This is a genomic window from Synechococcus sp. PCC 7335, assembly GCF_000155595.1.
GTDB lineage: Bacteria > Cyanobacteriota > Cyanobacteriia > Phormidesmidales > Phormidesmidaceae > Phormidesmis.
In genome coordinates this window covers 1925805-1943605 of the sequence record NZ_DS989904.1, presented here as the reverse complement: position 1 = coordinate 1943605, position 17801 = coordinate 1925805, and the positions used below count along the sequence as shown (strand labels likewise).

Below are 17801 nucleotides of genomic sequence, written 5' to 3'. Positions count from 1 at the left end.
GTCAGGTGCCTTAGCATTAGTTACAAATGCCTAACTGCATAGTTCAAGGCAGGTCTGGGTATTGGGCGGTATTCCACCCGAAAGTAGCCCTTTTTACAAAGGCAATGCACTATAAAATATTCAAGACTATAGACCCGCTACAGAGAAAGACCGTATGACTCGCGCAATCATGGAAACAGACAAAGGGACTATTAACCTTGAGCTGTTCGAGCAGGATGCTCCCAACACCGTTGCTAATTTTGTGAAGCTTTCTAAAGATGGCTTCTATGACGGACTTAATTTTCACCGGGTGATTCCAAATTTCATGATCCAAGGGGGATGCCCCAACGGGACTGGTACAGGCGGTCCTGGCTACAAAATTGACTGTGAGATCAACCCTAACAAGCATGAGGCTGGTAGTCTTTCTATGGCTCATGCTGGCAAGAATACCGGCGGCAGTCAGTTCTTCATTTGCCATGAAGCGCAGGGCCACCTAGATGGCATCCATACCGTCTTTGGCAAGACCGAAGATATGGATGTAGTCAACGCGATCAAAAAAGGCGACAAAATCAAGTCGGTCACTATCGAAGAGTAATCTACGTAGAAAAAAATAGCTCAATCCTTCTTATCCGCCTGGAGAGGTGTACATGCTACATCTCCAGGCGGATTCAGTTTAAAATGATTAGCCCGAACTGATGTTTAATATCAATTTCGATATCAGCTATCTACCATCAATCCATGATTCTTACACCAACCCAGAGCGCTCAGTCTAGCGCAGATAGCTTTTATCACTCACCGGTTGGGAAAAAGATTCTAACTGGCATCACAGGATTGGGCTTAGTCGCCTTCGTGATCGGACATCTGCTTGGCAACCTGACCTTATTTTTTGGCTCATCAGCTTACAATCGGCTCGCTCACTCCATCGAGAGTTTGGGGCCGCTGATTTATCTAGCTGAGTTCGGGCTGCTAGCGTTAGTCAGTGTACATGCTGCGATTGGCATCAGTATCTACCTTGGTAGGCGACGAGCTAGGCAGGTGCACTACGCTGAATATCACAGCGCGGGAGAGCCTAGCCGTCAGACGATAGCTTCTCGAACGATGATTTATTCTGGGCTGTTGCTGGCTGTCTTTCTGGTCTGGCACTTGGCGACATTCAAGTTCGGGCCGGTATACAAGCTACCAGGTTCAACCGATCGCGATTTGGCTCGGCTGGTGTTTGAAACGTTCCACCAGCCGATTTATACAGCCAGCTATGTCGTAATCTTGAGTCTTTTGGGATTGCACTTACGTCACGGCTGTTGGAGCGCACTGCAATCAATTGGTGTAGCAACCAGAACGTGGGTGGTTGTGGCGAGTGGCCTATTAGGAAGTGCGATCGCGCTAGGATTTATCGGCTTGCCGCTCGCCATCTACTTTAGGTGGCTGTAATGCTTCTTGACGCACGAATCCCGTCAGGTCCTCTAGCAGAAAAATGGAACCGTTTCAAAGACCATTCTCGGCTAGTTAATCCGTCGAACAAAGCTAGACATACCATCCTAGTTGTCGGGACCGGACTAGCGGGTGCATCAGCGGCGGCAACCCTAGCAGAACAGGGCTATCAGATTAAAAGCTTTTGCATTCAAGATTCGCCCCGCCGTGCTCATAGCATTGCTGCCCAAGGAGGAATTAACGCCGCCAAGAACTATCCGAATGATGGTGATAGCGTCTGGCGGCTATTCTACGACACGATCAAGGGCGGAGACTATCGGTCACGAGAGGCGAACGTTTATCGGCTGGCGCAAATTAGCAACCAGATTATCGATCAGTGTGCGGCCCAGGGGGTGCCATTTGCAAGGGAATACAGTGGCCTACTAGCTAATCGTTCTTTTGGAGGGGCACAGGTATCTAGAACATTTTATGCTCGCGGACAAACTGGGCAGCAGCTGTTACTTGGCGCCTACAGCGCAATGATGCGGCAGGTAGCAGCCGGACAAATTTCACTATTTCCTCGGCGAGAGCTGTTGGATCTAGTGGTGATCGAAGGTCAAGCCAGAGGAATTGTAGTTCGCAATCTGCTCACAGGTGAGTTTGAGCGCTATGTCGGTGATGCAGTGATACTCGCTACAGGCGGCTATAGCAATGTGTATTACCTATCCACAAATGGCAAAAATTCTAATGTGACAGCGGCCTGGCGATCGCACAAAAGAGGCGCTCTGTTTGCCAACCCCTGCTTTACTCAGATTCACCCAACCTGCATTCCAGTAGCCAGTGAGTTTCAATCCAAACTGACACTAATGAGCGAAAGCTTACGCAACGATGGTCGGATATGGGTGCCGAAGCAGGCAAACGATCAGCGAGCGGCGAAAGCTATTCCAGAGGATGAACGCGACTACTACCTAGAAACGCGCTATCCCACCTTTGGCAACCTAGTGCCTAGAGATGTGGCCTCTCGCAATGCCAAACAAGTAATCGATGAAGGCCGCGGCGTCGGCGCAACCGGTTTGGCTGTGTATCTAGACTTTCGCGATGCGATCGCTCGTGAGGGGAAAGAAGCGATCGCCGCTCGCTATGGCAACCTATTTGAGATGTATCAGCGGATCACCGGTGAAGATCCCTATGACGTACCCATGCGAATCTACCCAGCTGTGCATTACACCATGGGCGGACTGTGGGTGGATTATCACCTGATGACGACAGTTCCAGGCTTGTTTGCTATCGGTGAGGCGAACTTCTCAGATCACGGTGCGAATCGTCTAGGAGCAAGTGCCCTGATGCAGGGACTGGCCGATGGCTACTTCATCATTCCGTACACGCTCAGCGACTACATTGCGACTAATTCTATCGATCCGGTTGAAACTTCTCACGATGCCTTTGCAGAGGCAGAAGCGTCGGCTTATGCTAGGACGCTGAAGCTATTGAGTATTAAGGGCGATAAGACGGTACTGGCGTTTCACCAGGAGCTAGGTCAGCTCTTATGGAACGGGGTAGGGATGAGCCGAAGCCGGGAGGGGTTGAAAGAGACAATTGAGAAAGTGCGATCGCTTAAGGACGAATTCTGGCAAAACCTTCGAGTTCCAGGCAATGCTGATACTTTAAACAAAAATCTTGAATTTGCCGGGCGAGTAGCAGACTTTATAGAACTCGGTGAGCTGATGGCCCACGATGCGCTTGCAAGAGAAGAATCTTGTGGCAGTCATTTTCGAGTTGAGTATCAAACTGCTCAAGGAGAGGCTCAAAGACAAGACCAGCAGTATTCAACCGTCGCTGCCTGGCAATACGAAGGCGATAGGCAGGCCCATACCCTTGTGAGCGAAGATCTAAGCTTTGAGAATGTAAGGCTGATTCAGCGCTCCTACAAGTGAAAACATCTAATTGAAAATAACCCAAACAAAATTGAGCAAACAATCAATCTAAAGACGATGAAAATCAACTTAAAAGTATGGCGCCAAAGCGACCCGCTGGCGGTCGGCGGCTTTGTCAATTACAGCGTAGAAGCGGTTGAGCCGGATCTGTCTTTTTTAGAAATGCTCGATATGCTCAACGAGCAGTTGATAACGCAAGGAGAAGTCCCCATCGAGTTTGACCATGACTGTAGAGAAGGAATCTGTGGTACCTGCGGTATGATGATCAACGGTCGAGCGCATGGGCCTCAAAAGCGAACAGCAGCTTGCCAGCTATACATGCGCCACTTTGACGAGGGTGAAACGGTAACACTAGAACCTTGGAGAGCGACCGCCTTTCCAGTGATCAAAGATTTAGTCGTCGACCGATCGGCTTTTGATCGAATTATGATGGCCGGAGGATACGTCTCTATCAAGACCGGCGCTGCGCCCGATGCCAACGCGGTGCTAGTTGACAAACCCAACGCTGACAAAGCCTTTGACTATGCTACCTGTATCGGCTGTGGCGCCTGTGTGGCAGCCTGTCCAAATGCGTCGGCATCTCTATTTACAGCCGCAAAAATTTCTCATCTAGCGTTACTCGCTCAAGGGAAACCAGAGCGAAAGCAGCGAGTCGTCAAGATGACAAAGCAGATGACGGCAGAGGGCTTTGGGGACTGCTCGAATCATGGTGAGTGTCAGTCGGTATGTCCGCAAGGAATTTCGATTGATGCGATCGCCCAAATGCGCCGAGAATACATTCGCGCTAAGCTACCGTTTGGTTAACGAAAGGACTTTTCTATGCCTAACGAAGTCAAAGAGATCTATACCGACGGTGCCTGCTCAGGAAACCCTGGACCAGGCGGCTGGGGAACACTGATAGAATTCGCTGACGGTCAAAGGCACGAGCTGGGTGGGCGAGATGCCAAGACTACGAACAATCGGATGGAAATGCAGGCGGCGATCGCGGCCCTAGAATTCCTCTCATCTAACAGTATCGATAGTGGCGCCGTCACCCTGCACACTGATAGCGAATATCTCAAAAACGGCATTACCAAATGGATTAAAGGCTGGAAGCGCAAAGGCTGGAAAACCTCCTCAGGCAAGCCTGTTCTCAACAAAGATCTTTGGCAGCAGCTCGATCAGCTCAGTCAAACTTTAACCACCGAACAAATCAACATCGACTGGCGTTACGTACGAGGCCATACAGGTAATCTAGGCAACGAACGCTGTGATGAGATAGCCAGAGCCTACGCCCACTCTCAGCCCATTTCACTAAAACAGGTCAAAAGCGTAGCCACCTCATCAAAATCTCCATCAGCTAGTCAGTCGGTCGGTGTAACGGATGGTGAAAGTGTGACATCTGATACCTCCACTCAGATTTTTCTCACTGAGAAAGATCCATATGGCGCACCAACGCTAACATTTGACGAGAACAATCAGGAAGAACTAGGTGCTATGGCAGTTACAGCCTCCTCCAAAAAGCAAGTTGCTGAAGATCTTTCAGAAACGTCTAGAGTCAACAGAATCAGGAATACATTAGAAACGCTTCAAGTCACCGATGAGCTAGCGAAACAAGGCTATCTTATTACCAGCGCTGAGCTTGCTGATTTGATGGATGTCAATGCTAGCGCTGTTACTAGCCGAGGCGACTATTGGGCTTGGCGAAACTGGAGCGTCTCTCGGATTCGCCGTGAAGGAAACCAAATTCTTTGGCAGCTAGAGCGCATTGACGAATAGTGATTAAACGCACCAGGCAGTCGGTTTGATCACTGCCGGTTTGGTCACTAGGGGATAATCGCGGAATAGTCACCAGTAGATAATTATCAGCCGTCAATAGCAACACCGGTTTGCGCTCAGCTAGCCTGGTGGCCAGCCTAAAGCTCGTCCGCCCAATAGATGTAAATGTAGGTGAAACACGGTCTGTCCACCTTCTTCACCTGTATTGATCACCACCCGATAGCCATTCTCTAGCTTCTGCTCTCTAGCAATATCGCTCACTACAAGCAACAAATGTCCTAACAACGATTTATCTTCTTCTTGGGCTTCTGATAGCTTAGGAATTGGCTTTTTGGGGATAACTAGAATGTGCGTTGGCGCCTGGGGTGCAATATCTCGGAATGCCAAACACTGATCGTCTTCGTAGACGATATCAGCCGGAATCTCTTTGCGAATAATCTTACTGAAGAGAGTATCTTCTGGCATAGGACTAGCTTTCTATTACAGCTAAAGGGTTCTTTAAAATAGCAGCCCTAGCTTATAATACCTGCCGCTTCGCTTCAGATATCTTTAGAAATCAGCATTCATCACTACGCCATAGGAACCCAGCACGCTACCCACACTAAAGGACATTGGCGAGTTGCTACCAGCGCTCAGTTTGCCGCCGTTTTCTAGTAAAGGACCAATCAGCGGCAAGTCAGCAAAATCGAGCGTGCCCTCTTTGGCGGCATCTTCTGCCTGCTGCCGACGGACTTCGACAACCGTATTGATATCTTGGGCGATCGCACTTAGACCGATCTCCAAGCGCTGCGCTTCAAAGTGACTAGACTCTGCCGGTGATAGAGAAACTGCCTCCACGAGTATCGGTTCTGCATGTACCGTCTCTACATCAGCAAATAGTCCAACTAATCCGGTGCTAAAAACACTCAAAGTCAAACGGCCAACAAACGATTGGAAGCGCATAAGAATGAGGAATTGATAAGTAAGTATAGACTACCCCCGCAAGAACACGGAATGTAATGCGGAATTCACCGATTAGTTACCTGAATTCTGTCAAAACTACTGATTGCTACTAAGAAGTCGCCGATAAAATAATCAATGCTCTGTAGAACCGCTCTAAGATCTAGCTGTAGCACCGTAATCGATAGTAGAGAAACACCACCTAACTATAGCCAGATAGACAAGCGAGATATCTGAAAAGCACCCGATGTTTCTAGTTCTCCTACTCGAGCCATTAGCGAGGAAACGGACTCTTCTAGCGGCATAATGAAGGCACCCAAGAACGCTAGTGCTCAAGGCTTCAATTGCCATAGCTTAAGCGGTAGTGAATAAGGTAGCATAGCGAAGCCCGGACCCCTGCGAGCATACTATAGATATCACAAGCCGTCCCATCCAGCTATGGCCAACTCAATCAAAAAGGGTTTTATCCACTGTGCGTTTTTTGCTATGAAGCAAAGCTGGCTAAAAGGTTTGGCAATGCGATTTTTAGAGCGATCGCCCGTTTTAAGATACCAGCTCAGACAGTTGGTACACACGGGGCAGCTTCCTAGCTTGAAGCGGACAAAAACTGAGCTATCACCCCGCGCGTCGAAAGTGTTTCACGATATTCAGCAAGCTATGGAAAAGCACTAGGCTGCCCATGCGCATACTCATCGACTTACAGTCCTGCCAGTCTAAGAGCAAATCTCTAGACATTGGTCGTTATTCCATGTCTTTAGCACTTGCGATCGCCCGCAACGCCGCTAGTCATGAAGTTTGGATTCTACTAAACGACAGATTTCCTCGGTCAGTGCCTGCTATCCGGCAGTGGTTTAACCCTCTAGTACCAAGAGAGCATATTGTTGTTTTCTCAATTCCTCCAGACACCCGTGAAAACAATCCTAAGAAAAACGCCCTCACTAGAGTAAGCGAGCAAGTAAGAGAACTTTTTATTTCTACCCTTCAGCCTGACATTGTTCACATTTCCAATCTATTTGAAGGTTGGGAAGACGATGTTGTTGTCTCTATCAGCAGTTCGGCCAATAGTCTAGTCAATGCACGTACGCCAACGTCTATCACCCTTTACGATCTGCGCCCCCTTACCCAGCCTGAAGTTTATTCACCTAACGAAGCCATTAGGCGCTATTACCGCCGCAAAGTTGAATCCCTAAGAAGAAGTCAACTGCTGCTGACCGTCTCTGAAAGCTTGCGCCGCGAAGCCATCGAGCTGCTGGACATTGCACCGACAAGCGTCATCAATCTTTCAACAGCAGAGGGGCCACAGTTTCATTCACAGATCAAACTACAGACGCCATCCAAAAACATAGATGATTATTGTTATCCAAACGAATACTCTTTATCCACCTGGGATCAGGCCGCAAGGCAAGCTATAGCCGCCTTTGAAAGGGTATCAACCGAAGCTAATACCTATGCCACTAGCGAACAGCTATACGCCCACTTCATAGCAAAACTATCAGATGAGACAGCGCTACAGAATCAAAAAGAAAGTGACCTCAGAATATTAGCAACCTGCATCTCAACAAACTTGGGTATATATGAAAAACAGCTGCTTGTAGATATTTCCCAGCTAGTACTACTCGACGAAAAATCGGGCATTCAAAGGGTCGTTCGCAGCATCTTAGTCCATCTCTTACAGGCTCCGCCGAATGACTACCGTGTCATACCGGTTTATTGGGACGGGTGGCAATATCGCCAAGCAAGAGAATTCATTTCGCAAATGCTACCTAAGTTGGGTTCTAAGCAAACCTCTATACAAATGAATGAAACGACGTCAGATCCTGTCGTTGATGTCAACTGTAATGATATTTTTTTAGGTCTTGACCACAGCGCCCACCTAGCACCAAATACGCAAGAAACGCTACAGCACTTTAGAGACTTAGGCGCAGAGATCTACTTCGTCATTTACGATATTTTGCTGGTACGCCATCCCGAATGGTGGGCTAGAGAATTTAGTACCACCTTTCACCGTTGGTTAAAGATTATCGCTGAAATATCGACCGGCCTAGTATGTATTTCAGAGGCAACTGCTCATGACATCAAAGACTGGCTGCTCCACACGCCACCCCAGCGAGTTGACGCCCTTAGAATAATTTCATTTCATTTGGGTGCAGACATTAGTCAAAGCCTCCCCTCCAAGGGACTCCCTCAAGATGCTGAATTCATACTACAAACCCTACAGTCCGCCCCTAGCCTATTGATCGTGTCTACCCTCGAACCCCGAAAAGGTCATAGCCAGGCCCTAGAAGCGTTCAACTTACTTTGGCAATCCGGATTAAAGATCAATTTAGTGATTGTTGGTAGAGAGGGTTGGCAGGTCAAGCCGTTAATCGCGCAGCTAAACCATCATCCTGAGAAAGATAAACAGCTATTTTGGCTGCAGGGCATCAGTGATGAATACTTAAGCCAAATCTACTTGGCTAGCACTGCGCTGCTTTCGCCGTCAGAAGGAGAAGGGTTCGGCCTGCCGCTCATCGAAGCAGCTCAGCACCATCTACCGATTATCGCGCGTAGCCTACCAGTCTATAAAGAAGTCGCTGGCGACTATGCATTTTACTTTGAAGGCAATCAGCCCGAGCCGCTTGCTGAAGCCATCAAAACATGGCTGAGCCTTTATGACGCAGGGAAAGCGCCTAGTTCCAAAAACATGCCTTATCTTACTTGGGCAGAAAGCACACAGCAGCTAGTAGATGCTATCTTACCGAGCTAGTATTCACCAAGCTAGTAGAAGTTCGACGACGCGGTAGTCTCATGGCCTCTTCGTACGCCTCATGAACAACAGAAGCGGTTGTTGCCCAGTCAAATTTTTTTGCCTGCTGCACGCACTGTACTTGCAGCGATCGTCGATAATAGTCATTATCCATCAAGAGCAGTGCTGAGGTAATACTTGTCTTATCTAACGGCTCAATATAAACCACCGCATCGCCACCAACTTCCGGCAGGCTGGTCGTATTAGACGTAATCGTCGCCGCGCCAGCAGCCATTGCTTCTAACACAGGTAGCCCAAAGCCTTCATAAAGAGAAGGATAGACAAATGCCCAGCAGTGCTTATACAGCCATCTGAGTGCTGCATCGCTAGCATAGCCCAGAATGTGAACCTGATGAGTTAGCCCTAGCTTACTAATGTACTGATCGAGATCAGACTCAAGCCATCCTTGAGGTCCTACCAGGGCTAAGTCTTTCGGGTTCTCACTTGTTGCGAGATATTCTTTGTAAGCGAGCAACAAACGGCGCAAATTCTTTCGAGGCTCTAGGGTACCGACCGCTAATAGAAAAGGACGATCTTCTAGCATGGTTGAAGGAGCCTCTTCTGGCCCGCTCACAGGCAGCCGATTACCTAGATGGCTCACCACCACTCTCTCCGCAGGAACATGAGGAAAGTTCTCTAAAAAACGCTTCTTTGTATAGTGGGAAATCGCAATCACCATATCTGCCATCACTGATGCCAGAAAGGTGCCATTGAAGCACAAATAGCGATTTTCCTCTGTTGTGCATTCTGGCACGTCCACAAAGCTGAGGTCGTAAACAGTGCAAACGAGCCTAGCGTAACGCAGATGTGGGCTCGAAAAGTTGTTGGAATGGACAACATCAGGAGTACCAATCACCTGTTCATCCACGCCTTTCGGACTACGCCAGTAGTTAAAAGAAGCGTCTTTGCTATCTATAAGAAATGGATAATCGGTATTATGGAGACTTATCCTTTCAGCACTGGCTACATGGGTGGGATCCCAATAGGTATCGCCGAAGGCCGGGTATAATAAAAAAGCATCCTGTGTATACTGAGCTAGCAGCTGACGAACTAGCGCATCCGCATAGTAGCCACAGCCTGTTTTTTTTCCACCGGTTTGGCTAATGTCAAATCCAATTTTCATTGCTCAAAATTTTGCTTTCTTAAGTAGATGCGTATTAACGTAGCGATAGGCAGCTAACGCTATCATCCGTAAAATCACTAGTAGTGTAGGCCACGAGACACGCAAGCTACGCCAGCGTAGATAGCCGCGAAACGATTCTGCCAAGAAAGTATTGACTTGCTTAGATTGGAGTATCGGTAGAGGAGAATCTTTACGCACGGACTCAACCTGCTCTGCTGCAACGATCGATGCGTAGGCAAGTACCCATTTCTCTGGTGAGATTGAAAATTTCTCTTTGAGCATCTCGTTGATTTCGTAATGAACGGCCGCTCGCTGTCCTAGCGTTTTGGTATCTCCATAAATACGTGAGCCCGCTAGCATGTCGGAAAGATAGTAGAAGTTGGTATGCTGACCATATCGCAACCACAGCTCATAATCCATACAAAATTGTAGGCTGGCGTTAAGGTTCCCTAACCTTTCTACTAAACGGCGTCTAAAAAAAGTCGCAGGCTGAGAAATAAAACAGGTCTCTTTTAGTCGCTTGTAGTTCCATTTTTCAGTAGGGTATGGCTCGATCACACTGTCTGCCAAATCAATATTATTCGCATTGCCGTAAACCACCTGAATATCAGGATAGGTAGCAAACAACTGGCTTACTTTTTGGAATGCATTCGCGTAGTAGATATCATCGGAATTAATCCAGGCGATGATTTCACCGTTAGTTGCTGCTATGCCTTTGTTAACGGCGTCGGCCTGTCCATCATCGGCCTCACTTACCCATCGTAGTTTGTCCTGATATTGCTTCAGAATATCTACTGTGCTATCGGTACTGCCACCATCACACACCATATAATCTATCGTCACTGCTTCTTGCGCCAAAACACTTTGGATAGTTCGCTCAATAAACTGGCCTTGATTGTATGAAGGCGTAATTACACTAAACGTAAGACTCATAAGTTAGGCATCATAAGTTAGAAGTACGCAACGTGGCAGCTCAAGGCTGATTATTCTACCAGCCATTATTTCTTAGCAATTACGGCTTCGAAAACAGACAAATACTCAGATGTCATCCGCTGCTTCTTAAAGTGCTGAAGCCGGTCTTTCGCCAAAACCTGTAGCCGAGAACAGGCATCCTGATCATGCGCTAACTGGCCCATTGCCTTAGCCACCGCCTCAGGTTTGCGAGGATTAAAGTAGATTACCGCATCGCCACCTACTTCCGGTAGGCTACCGATGTTACTACAGGCTACCGGCTTGTCAAACCAAAAAGCTTCTAGTACTGGAATGCCGAATCCTTCGTATAGAGACGGGAAAATCAACCCTTTTGTCCCCTGCCAAATTGCAATCAGTTCGTCTTGGTTTAAGAACCCCAGAAAATGAATGCGGCCCGAGAGGCCCATCTTATGGACTAGCGATTCCAATGTTTCTTGTGATGACTGCAAGGCCCCAGTAAAGACCAAATCTAGCGCCTGATCTGTAAATTTTTGCTGATAGATTGAGTAGGCCGCAAGCAGTAGTGAATGATTTTTGTGTGGCCAGAAGTTAGCTGGGAAGAACAGATAGCAATCGCGCTGCAGGCCCTGTGAGGCTAAAACTGATTCTACATAGGCATCCGATTTCTTCTCTAACCGCTCATGGATGCAAATAGGAATAGCGGTCAACTTATCAAGGGGTGTATTGAGATGCTTGATGAACGACTGACGCGTGAAGTCAGAAATGCAGATTATTTTTTGAGATTGATAGTTCAGTGCATTGAGAAACCGGGTGCGGTGGGCACGTTCGATGTCGTCAAAAAAGAAGGGCAAATCAAAATGCTGAAAGTCGTAGCCAATCGCGACTAAAGGCAGCCCATGTTCAGCTAGCGTAGGCGCAGAAAACGGACAGAACAAAAGATCTACACGGTGCTTTCCCTGCAATATTCCAGATCTAGTTCGTGCGCTGGTCGTGCGTACTAGCCTATCGAACAGATTGCTCACTGGGTTTTGGGTGTTCAGCACCTTACTAGCCACCTTATCTATAAAGTAAGCCAGCTTAGCTATCACTCTTTTTGCGAAGCGGACAACTCGGCCCTTGAGCTTTGCCGTGGACAACGCAGCACCTGGCTTTGTCTTTCCTCGGAGCGTTGACGATGGCAAAGCCCCTTTCGAGGAAGATTGTGTCCCCCCCCCATAAATCTCACTTTTAAGTTGGCAAACAATATTATCGGACTGATAGTTCTTCAGCTCCTCATAATTCCAAGGCTCAGCAATTAGCAGATACTCAAAATCATCCGTACGATAGCGAGCAAATTCTTGGAGCAGCGTTATTACCAATGTTTTCGCGCCACCGTTCTCTCCACCTCCTCTCAGCGGCGTTAGATCAACTGCAACTCTTATCCTACGCGAGGCACCTATCATGATTTTCCTACTAGCCGCTTCACTACCTTCTTTACCCTGTTAAAAAAAGTCTTTTGTTGCTCTAGTCTTTGCTGCTCTAGCCTTTGGTCTAACCTCTGTTGCACCAACCTTTGTTGCGCTAAGCTTTGCTCTAGCTTTTGTTGTTCTAGTCTTTGCTGCTCTAGCCTTTGGTCTAACCTTTGGTCTAGCCATTGCTGCTGTAGCTTTTGCTGCTGTTGCCTTTGCTGCTCTAGCTTCTGCTGCTGTTGCCTCTGCTGCTCTAGCTTCTGCTGCTGCAGCTTCTGCTGCTGCAGCTTCTGCTGCTCTAGCCATTGCTGCTGTAGCTTTTGCTGCTGTAACTTTTGCTGCTCTAACCATTGCTGCTGTAGCTGCTGCTGCTGTAACTTTTGCTGCTGTAACTTCTGCTGCTGCTCTAGCCGTTGCTGCTCTAGCCGTTGCTCTACCTTCTGCTCCAGCCGTTGCTGCTGTAGCTGTTGTTGCTCTAGCCGCTGCTCTACCTTCTGCTCTAGCCGCTGCTGCTCTAGCCTTTGCTGTTGTAGCTTTTGCTGCTCTAGCTGCTGCTGCTCTAGCCGTTGCGCTAGCTCTTGTTGCGCTAGCCGTTGCTGCTCTAGCTGGTCAGTTAAAATATGAACTTGCTTCAAACGTGCGGTCCTATCCGCATCAGCAATCTCGAGCTTACGCTGGCATTCGAGCTGAATGTCTCGCAAATCTATCATGGACAGCGCCATGCGACCTCCGACAGTCTTTTGTAGGGCAGCAGATCCAGTCTCAACGCTATGTATCACCAGTGGCGTTTTAGCAGCTACCAAAAACATATCGTAATGACTAAAAATAGCAGGCTCAAAATAGAGATGTTTGACATCCAACTGATGCAAAAGCTGTGTCACAGACTGACGACTAAAAAGATACAGGTGCTCTCTGGGCTCTAATAGGCTCAAGAACGGATCGCCTTGGGCGACTAAGGCTTCGTAGCGCATCGTCGATTGAAATTCGGGAGTTTGTATAAGCAAGAATCCACTAGGCTTGAGTAGGGGCAAGCAGCGCTCTATAGTAGCAAGCGGATTACTGAGATGTTCTAGAACATCCATGAGTACAATCACATCCAAGCTCTGAGGCGCAATCTCTAAATCTTCCACCGGCCCCACTAAAATGGGCACCTCAAACGTTTTCCGACCGAATTCTACCACCCAAGGGCTCATTTCTACCCCAGCCACGTCATATCCGGCCTGACTCATCAGAGCCACAAAACTGCCATGACCACAGCCCAGCTCCAGAATTTTATCCGGTGGCAAACTATACTTCAACAGCGCCTTTAGCCAGTGAATATTTCGTTCTTTTAGGTCGCTGCGCGCGCGCGCGTAGATATCGGGATAGCCCAACTCTTGCTGCTGGTGACCTAGCCAGTACTGCTTACCATAAAAGTCTGTCTCATCATCACTCACCGTTTCTTGTGCCATCGGTGGGTCCAAACGCGAGACTAATGTTTCACAGGCAGAGCACTTTGCGTAGTCATCACTAAACACAGATAAATCAGTATTGCCGCACCAACAGTTGAGCATCGGTATTGAGTGATTTTTCCTACGGTTGACTTCAAATAATAGGGCTTTATCGAGCTTTTCAGACGAGCTTTTCAGACCGGCTTTCTGAACTGGAAAACCGCACCGCTACAGTCTTCCCAATCGGTCTCCATGGCGAGCAAACCATCTAGCACCTTACGAAACGCTGCTGGAAACTTAGGATTCTTTGAAAGAAATGGAAAAATCTTGTTACCAATTTCACCTCCGTCTGGACGCTCCACATGCCAGAGCTGATCCATCAACATGAAGATGCCACTGTTGTATTTCGGCACAATTGGAATATGCACATCTAGCTGAAATCCAGCTTGTAAGAACTGCTCTTCCCAAGCCGTGACCGAGAGCGGATTAACCACGTGGTGAAAGTCTAAGAACTTTCGCTTCAAATCTGCTGCGGCTTGATCAAAGCCGGCCATTACCACCAAATTTTCCAGTAGCGCCCACTGCAAGTACCGATCTGTCACTACGCTACACAGAATCTTTCCTCCTGGCTTTAAGCATCGATAAGACTCAGCCAAAACCAGCTGAATATCATCCATATGCTCTAAAGAACAGTTGGCAAAAACATAATCAAAGGTCGCATCAGCCTCAGGAATCTTATGAGCAAGGGTGACATGAACAGCCTGGTAAATGCCACTCTCTTTCCCTCGAGCTGCCGCCCCAGCATCAATATCTACCCCTACAGCATCTTTCACCTTCGGCCACAAAAGATTGAAATATCGACCATTACCACAGCCTAAGTCCAGTACCTTACCCTCGAGTTTAAATCCCCTATATGCGGCATATTCCCACGCTCGCCAGTGGCTTAGCGGCGGAATGTAGGCATAGAGCTGACAAACAGCATCATAGCCAGCTAGTACATCCGACGGTTCTAAGGGCTTCAGTTTGTTTCCTATCATGGCTTCATCATGATCTTTTAGATAGACCACGCTGACGTGGACTCATACTCTAATAACAATAAAGTATCATTGGCAACGGACTTAAACCCGTCGACATGGTGATGATTAAAGTGATTAACCCAGTCACCTGCAATACCCTTGCGCACGAACGTATTGTGTTTAAACGTTTTATCAAAAGATGCTGAGAAGTTTTTTTTACTAAATTTAGCAACGCAGGCTTCTAGCGTGACCAAAGGACGTTCTTCATACCCCATCTGGGCCAACAAATTTCCTAAGCTTTGAACCGGCGCAGCCAAGAAGTCCTCGTACCGAACCGTAATCACCGACTGTTGAAGCCAGGAATTGACATAGCTTGACCACTCAGCAGCCGTCTTTATCACATACTCGTAAAAGTTTGTAGGTAAAGCCGTCCTAATGCCATTGTCTACACAAAACTTCTGATCAAAAAACCATTTAGAGACCGCCACATCTCGACCATCTCGGATCAAATGGATATACGTTGCATCGAAGTTGATAAGGGATGAGTGGGGTAGCTCATGACTTTTCACTACACACTGTGGCGGAATATCTAGTGCATCAGCCTGGCTATACCAGGGGTGAGATGCAATATCAAACAAATCAAACCCTGGCTGAACATAAATATCTCTGTTAGGTAGAGACAGCACCTCACCTAGCATTGACGAAATCCAGGAGCCACCAGATTTGGGAAACTCAGTGACAACGATGGGTTGGTCGGAGTGGTTTGTCAGGTGGGCTGCAGCGGATGAATTCATAAGGTTATTCTCTCATATCCCATTGTTGTCAAAAGCTTGCCATAGCGAGATTCAAACCTTTCTGTTACTAGAGAAGTAAAGTGATTTTTCCAGTCGCCGGCAACGCCCTTGCGCCGATGAGATAGCAGATCTTCTTCTCCATTTTTTCGACCTGCGCTCAGCCGTTTAAATCTGTTTTTTTCTACCACACACTTAATATTCTCGGTAGATATGTTCAAGCCACAATGATCGATTAAAAGACTTTCTAAAATGGTCAGGTCCTGACTCAGCAGATCTTCATACCGAATAATTTGTTCTTCAGAATTTACCCAGGAAGATTGAATATTGGCAGACTTTGGTAGCCATTCATCCATCAAAAATAAAAGGCCCTCTTCTACAGTCAGTGTATTCAACTTGGCGCGCCAAAGCGCTAGCGTACCATCAAGCAGCGGATGGCTATAGCGAATACTAAAATATCCTGAGACTAGGGTATCTCTCAAGTCTCTAACGATTACAAACCTACGACTATTTTTAGGCGTCTCTATAGACAAAAACTGATCTCTAGTTAGATACAGTGTCGGATAAACGCCGCCCGGGCTAAGCGGTTTTTTAAAAAAATGGCTGACGTATAGTTCTGGGGTGACTACTCGCTCAGGGACTAGTGCTCGTAGCATGCCATATATCCACTGAGAGCCAGCTTTCCAATGCGTAATGTGAAATACCGTGGGTTCTGGCGGTTCACCTTTCAAGATACGTTTTGAAGCTCTCACAATTCTCTTCCAGTGGATGATTTTGCAGCCAGTGACTGAGGGAAGTGACTCAAAGCAAGCGTACCAGGTAAATTAGCTACACCATAGTGCGTTAACCGCTCAACCTGATCATGCAGCGCCAGGGTGATCGAAAAAGTACTCACGTCTGTTAGATGACACAGCCGGGTTCGACTCACCGATACCTGCTGGTGAGAAACTTGATCTCTGTTTTGCCAAATATCTATCGGAACTGAGGCTAAGCCTAGATCAAAAGTATAGTCACCGGGCTCCAGATTGAGATCAATTTCCTGTTGGCAGAGTAACTCGTCCCCAGCAGCTAGTTGAGTGGGCACCTCACTATCTAGACGCTGCCAGCTGTTTTTCCCATGCACAATGATTCCGCGCTCGTTTTTTAGCACAAGACCAAAGATGGGGACGTCAAGCGGGCTGTTGAGCACAAATGTGTAGCAGATGATAGCGCGATCGCCCTGTCGAAAAATATTGCAGGGCTGGCCGTCTGCTCGGCACAACGCCACTCCCAAACAGGTCGCTTGCCCATTGCTCGTTTGAGGCGTTTGTGAAATATCTAGCCAGGCCGCTGCTGATATCTTGTGGGCGTAGCGTTTTTTTAAGGGCAAAGGTTCTGCGCTCTTTTCTGGCGATTCATCCGCCTTTGGTTTATTTGCCCCTGCTCCATTTGCCTCTGCTCTATCCACCTTAGCTCCATTCGCTTCTGAAGCCGTCTGAAGGGCAGTGCCATCGGACTGATGCAGCAAGTAGTAAAGCTTAACCGCTTCAGAGGAAGATCCTAAAAACGTCTGAACGCCTTTGTTCAATAAAATTGCCCGCTGACAAAGTTGCTGGACATCACCCATTGAATGTGACACCAACAAGATAGCAGCGCCCTGGCTTCTCAAATATTCGAGCCGAGCGTAGCACTTTTGTCGAAAAAAAACGTCGCCCACAGAGAGCGCTTCGTCAATAATGACAATGTCGGCATCGATATTAGCCTGCACCGCAAAGGCCAGCCGGACAAACATGCCGCTGGAGTAGGTTCTTACAGGCTTGTGAATAAAGTCACCAATGTCCGCGAACGCTAGTATTTTGTCGTAGCGTGATTCTATATCGGCCTGGGTAAGACCTAAAATTCGCCCATTGAAAAAAATATTTTGATGCCCGGTAAAATTAGGGTTGAACCCGCTGCCTAGCTCTAGCAAAGCAGCCACTCTACTGCTAACCATTGTCTCCCCAGTCGTGGGCTGCAGCGTACCAGCAATAATTTGCAGCAGCGTACTTTTTCCGGCCCCATTGCGGCCAATAATGCCAAACGTTTCCCCTTTAAAGACATCTACATTGATATCTTGCAGAGCCCAGAATTCGGGTGTTTTTTGTCGCCCTGGTAAGAAAACCTCTTTCAGGCGATCTACCGGCCTGGGATATTGCTTAAAGACCTTGGAGACGTTCTTTAATGAAATGACAATATCGTCAGCCATAAGGAAAAGAAAACAGCAAGGAAAAAAACAGCCT

General features: G+C 47.7%; 17 protein-coding genes. 7 read left to right on the top strand and 10 right to left on the bottom strand.

The genetic code is table 11. The features are described from left to right. The first annotated feature begins 154 nt into the window (after nt 1-154). From S7335_RS08505 to rnhA, 5 genes are all read left to right on the top strand, one after another. The gene (locus S7335_RS08505; protein ID WP_006454819.1) at nt 155-574 is read left to right on the top strand and encodes a peptidylprolyl isomerase; all 420 of its coding nucleotides are present in this window, start codon (nt 155-157) and stop codon (nt 572-574) included. Between the two features lie 143 nt (nt 575-717). Further along, nucleotides 718-1407: a succinate dehydrogenase cytochrome b subunit gene (locus S7335_RS08500; protein WP_006456678.1), complete on the top strand. Its 690-nt coding sequence runs from the start codon at nt 718-720 to the stop codon at nt 1405-1407. Continuing rightward, a complete protein-coding gene (locus S7335_RS08495) occupies nt 1407-3320 on the top strand; it encodes a fumarate reductase/succinate dehydrogenase flavoprotein subunit (protein WP_006456602.1) in 1914 nt (637 codons plus the stop codon). Before S7335_RS08500 ends, S7335_RS08495 begins: the two co-directional genes overlap by 1 nt. A gap of 57 nt (nt 3321-3377) precedes the next feature. Next, a complete protein-coding gene (locus tag S7335_RS08490; RefSeq protein WP_006456473.1) occupies nt 3378-4124 on the top strand; it encodes a succinate dehydrogenase/fumarate reductase iron-sulfur subunit in 747 nt (248 codons plus the stop codon). A 15-nt stretch (nt 4125-4139) separates the two neighbouring features. Next, entirely contained in the window at nt 4140-5078 is a 939-nt protein-coding gene (gene rnhA, locus S7335_RS08485) for a ribonuclease HI (protein ID WP_006455987.1), read from the top strand. 120 nt (nt 5079-5198) lie between these two features. Here the strand turns inward: rnhA and S7335_RS08480 are convergent, their stop codons facing one another. Together S7335_RS08480 and S7335_RS08475 are read right to left on the bottom strand one after the other, a co-directional pair. Beyond that, nucleotides 5199-5543, bottom strand: a complete 345-nt coding sequence (locus S7335_RS08480; RefSeq protein WP_006455256.1) for a histidine triad nucleotide-binding protein — start codon at nt 5541-5543, stop codon at nt 5199-5201. 84 nt (nt 5544-5627) lie between these two features. Continuing rightward, nucleotides 5628-6020 carry a hypothetical protein gene (locus tag S7335_RS08475; RefSeq protein WP_006455144.1) on the bottom strand — a complete coding sequence of 131 codons (393 nt, stop codon included), beginning with the start codon at nt 6018-6020 and terminating at the stop codon, nt 5628-5630. A gap of 435 nt (nt 6021-6455) precedes the next feature. Here S7335_RS08475 and S7335_RS08470 point away from each other — a divergent pair, with 435 nt between their 5' ends. Both S7335_RS08470 and S7335_RS08465 read left to right on the top strand, forming a co-directional pair. Continuing rightward, nucleotides 6456-6689, top strand: a complete 234-nt coding sequence (locus S7335_RS08470; RefSeq protein WP_006456596.1) for a hypothetical protein — start codon at nt 6456-6458, stop codon at nt 6687-6689. A 76-nt stretch (nt 6690-6765) separates the two neighbouring features. Beyond that, on the top strand, nt 6766-8763 hold the full coding sequence (locus S7335_RS08465) for a glycosyltransferase (protein WP_006456149.1): 1998 nt from the start codon (nt 6766-6768) through the stop codon (nt 8761-8763). Here S7335_RS08465 and S7335_RS08460 read toward each other — a convergent pair. The 8 genes from S7335_RS08460 to S7335_RS08425 all read right to left on the bottom strand — a co-directional run bounded on the left by S7335_RS08460 (nt 8747) and on the right by S7335_RS08425 (nt 17767). Continuing rightward, nucleotides 8747-9925: a glycosyltransferase family 1 protein gene (locus tag S7335_RS08460; protein ID WP_006455811.1), complete on the bottom strand. Its 1179-nt coding sequence runs from the start codon at nt 9923-9925 to the stop codon at nt 8747-8749. The genes S7335_RS08465 and S7335_RS08460 overlap by 17 nt on opposite strands. A gap of 3 nt (nt 9926-9928) precedes the next feature. Next, nucleotides 9929-10858, bottom strand: a complete 930-nt coding sequence (locus tag S7335_RS08455) for a glycosyltransferase family 2 protein (RefSeq protein ID WP_006457445.1) — start codon at nt 10856-10858, stop codon at nt 9929-9931. Nucleotides 10859-10923: 65 nt separating this feature from the next. Further along, nucleotides 10924-12300, bottom strand: a complete 1377-nt coding sequence (locus tag S7335_RS08450; protein ID WP_006457485.1) for a glycosyltransferase family 1 protein — start codon at nt 12298-12300, stop codon at nt 10924-10926. Next, nucleotides 12297-13859 (bottom strand): class I SAM-dependent methyltransferase, encoded by a 1563-nt coding sequence (locus tag S7335_RS25850; RefSeq protein ID WP_006454570.1) that lies wholly within the window; start codon nt 13857-13859, stop codon nt 12297-12299. Before S7335_RS25850 ends, S7335_RS08450 begins: the two co-directional genes overlap by 4 nt. Nucleotides 13860-13930: 71 nt before the next feature. Next, nucleotides 13931-14773: a class I SAM-dependent methyltransferase gene (locus tag S7335_RS25845; RefSeq protein WP_198011361.1), complete on the bottom strand. Its 843-nt coding sequence runs from the start codon at nt 14771-14773 to the stop codon at nt 13931-13933. A gap of 17 nt (nt 14774-14790) precedes the next feature. Then, entirely contained in the window at nt 14791-15546 is a 756-nt protein-coding gene (locus S7335_RS08435; RefSeq protein ID WP_006455149.1) for a sulfotransferase domain-containing protein, read from the bottom strand. Next, on the bottom strand, nt 15543-16295 hold the full coding sequence (locus S7335_RS08430) for a sulfotransferase domain-containing protein (protein WP_006456890.1): 753 nt from the start codon (nt 16293-16295) through the stop codon (nt 15543-15545). The genes S7335_RS08435 and S7335_RS08430 overlap by 4 nt, the downstream gene beginning before the upstream one ends. Beyond that, a complete protein-coding gene (locus S7335_RS08425; RefSeq protein ID WP_006453609.1) occupies nt 16292-17767 on the bottom strand; it encodes an ABC transporter ATP-binding protein in 1476 nt (491 codons plus the stop codon). Before S7335_RS08425 ends, S7335_RS08430 begins: the two co-directional genes overlap by 4 nt. Nucleotides 17768-17801: the final 34 nt, after the last annotated feature.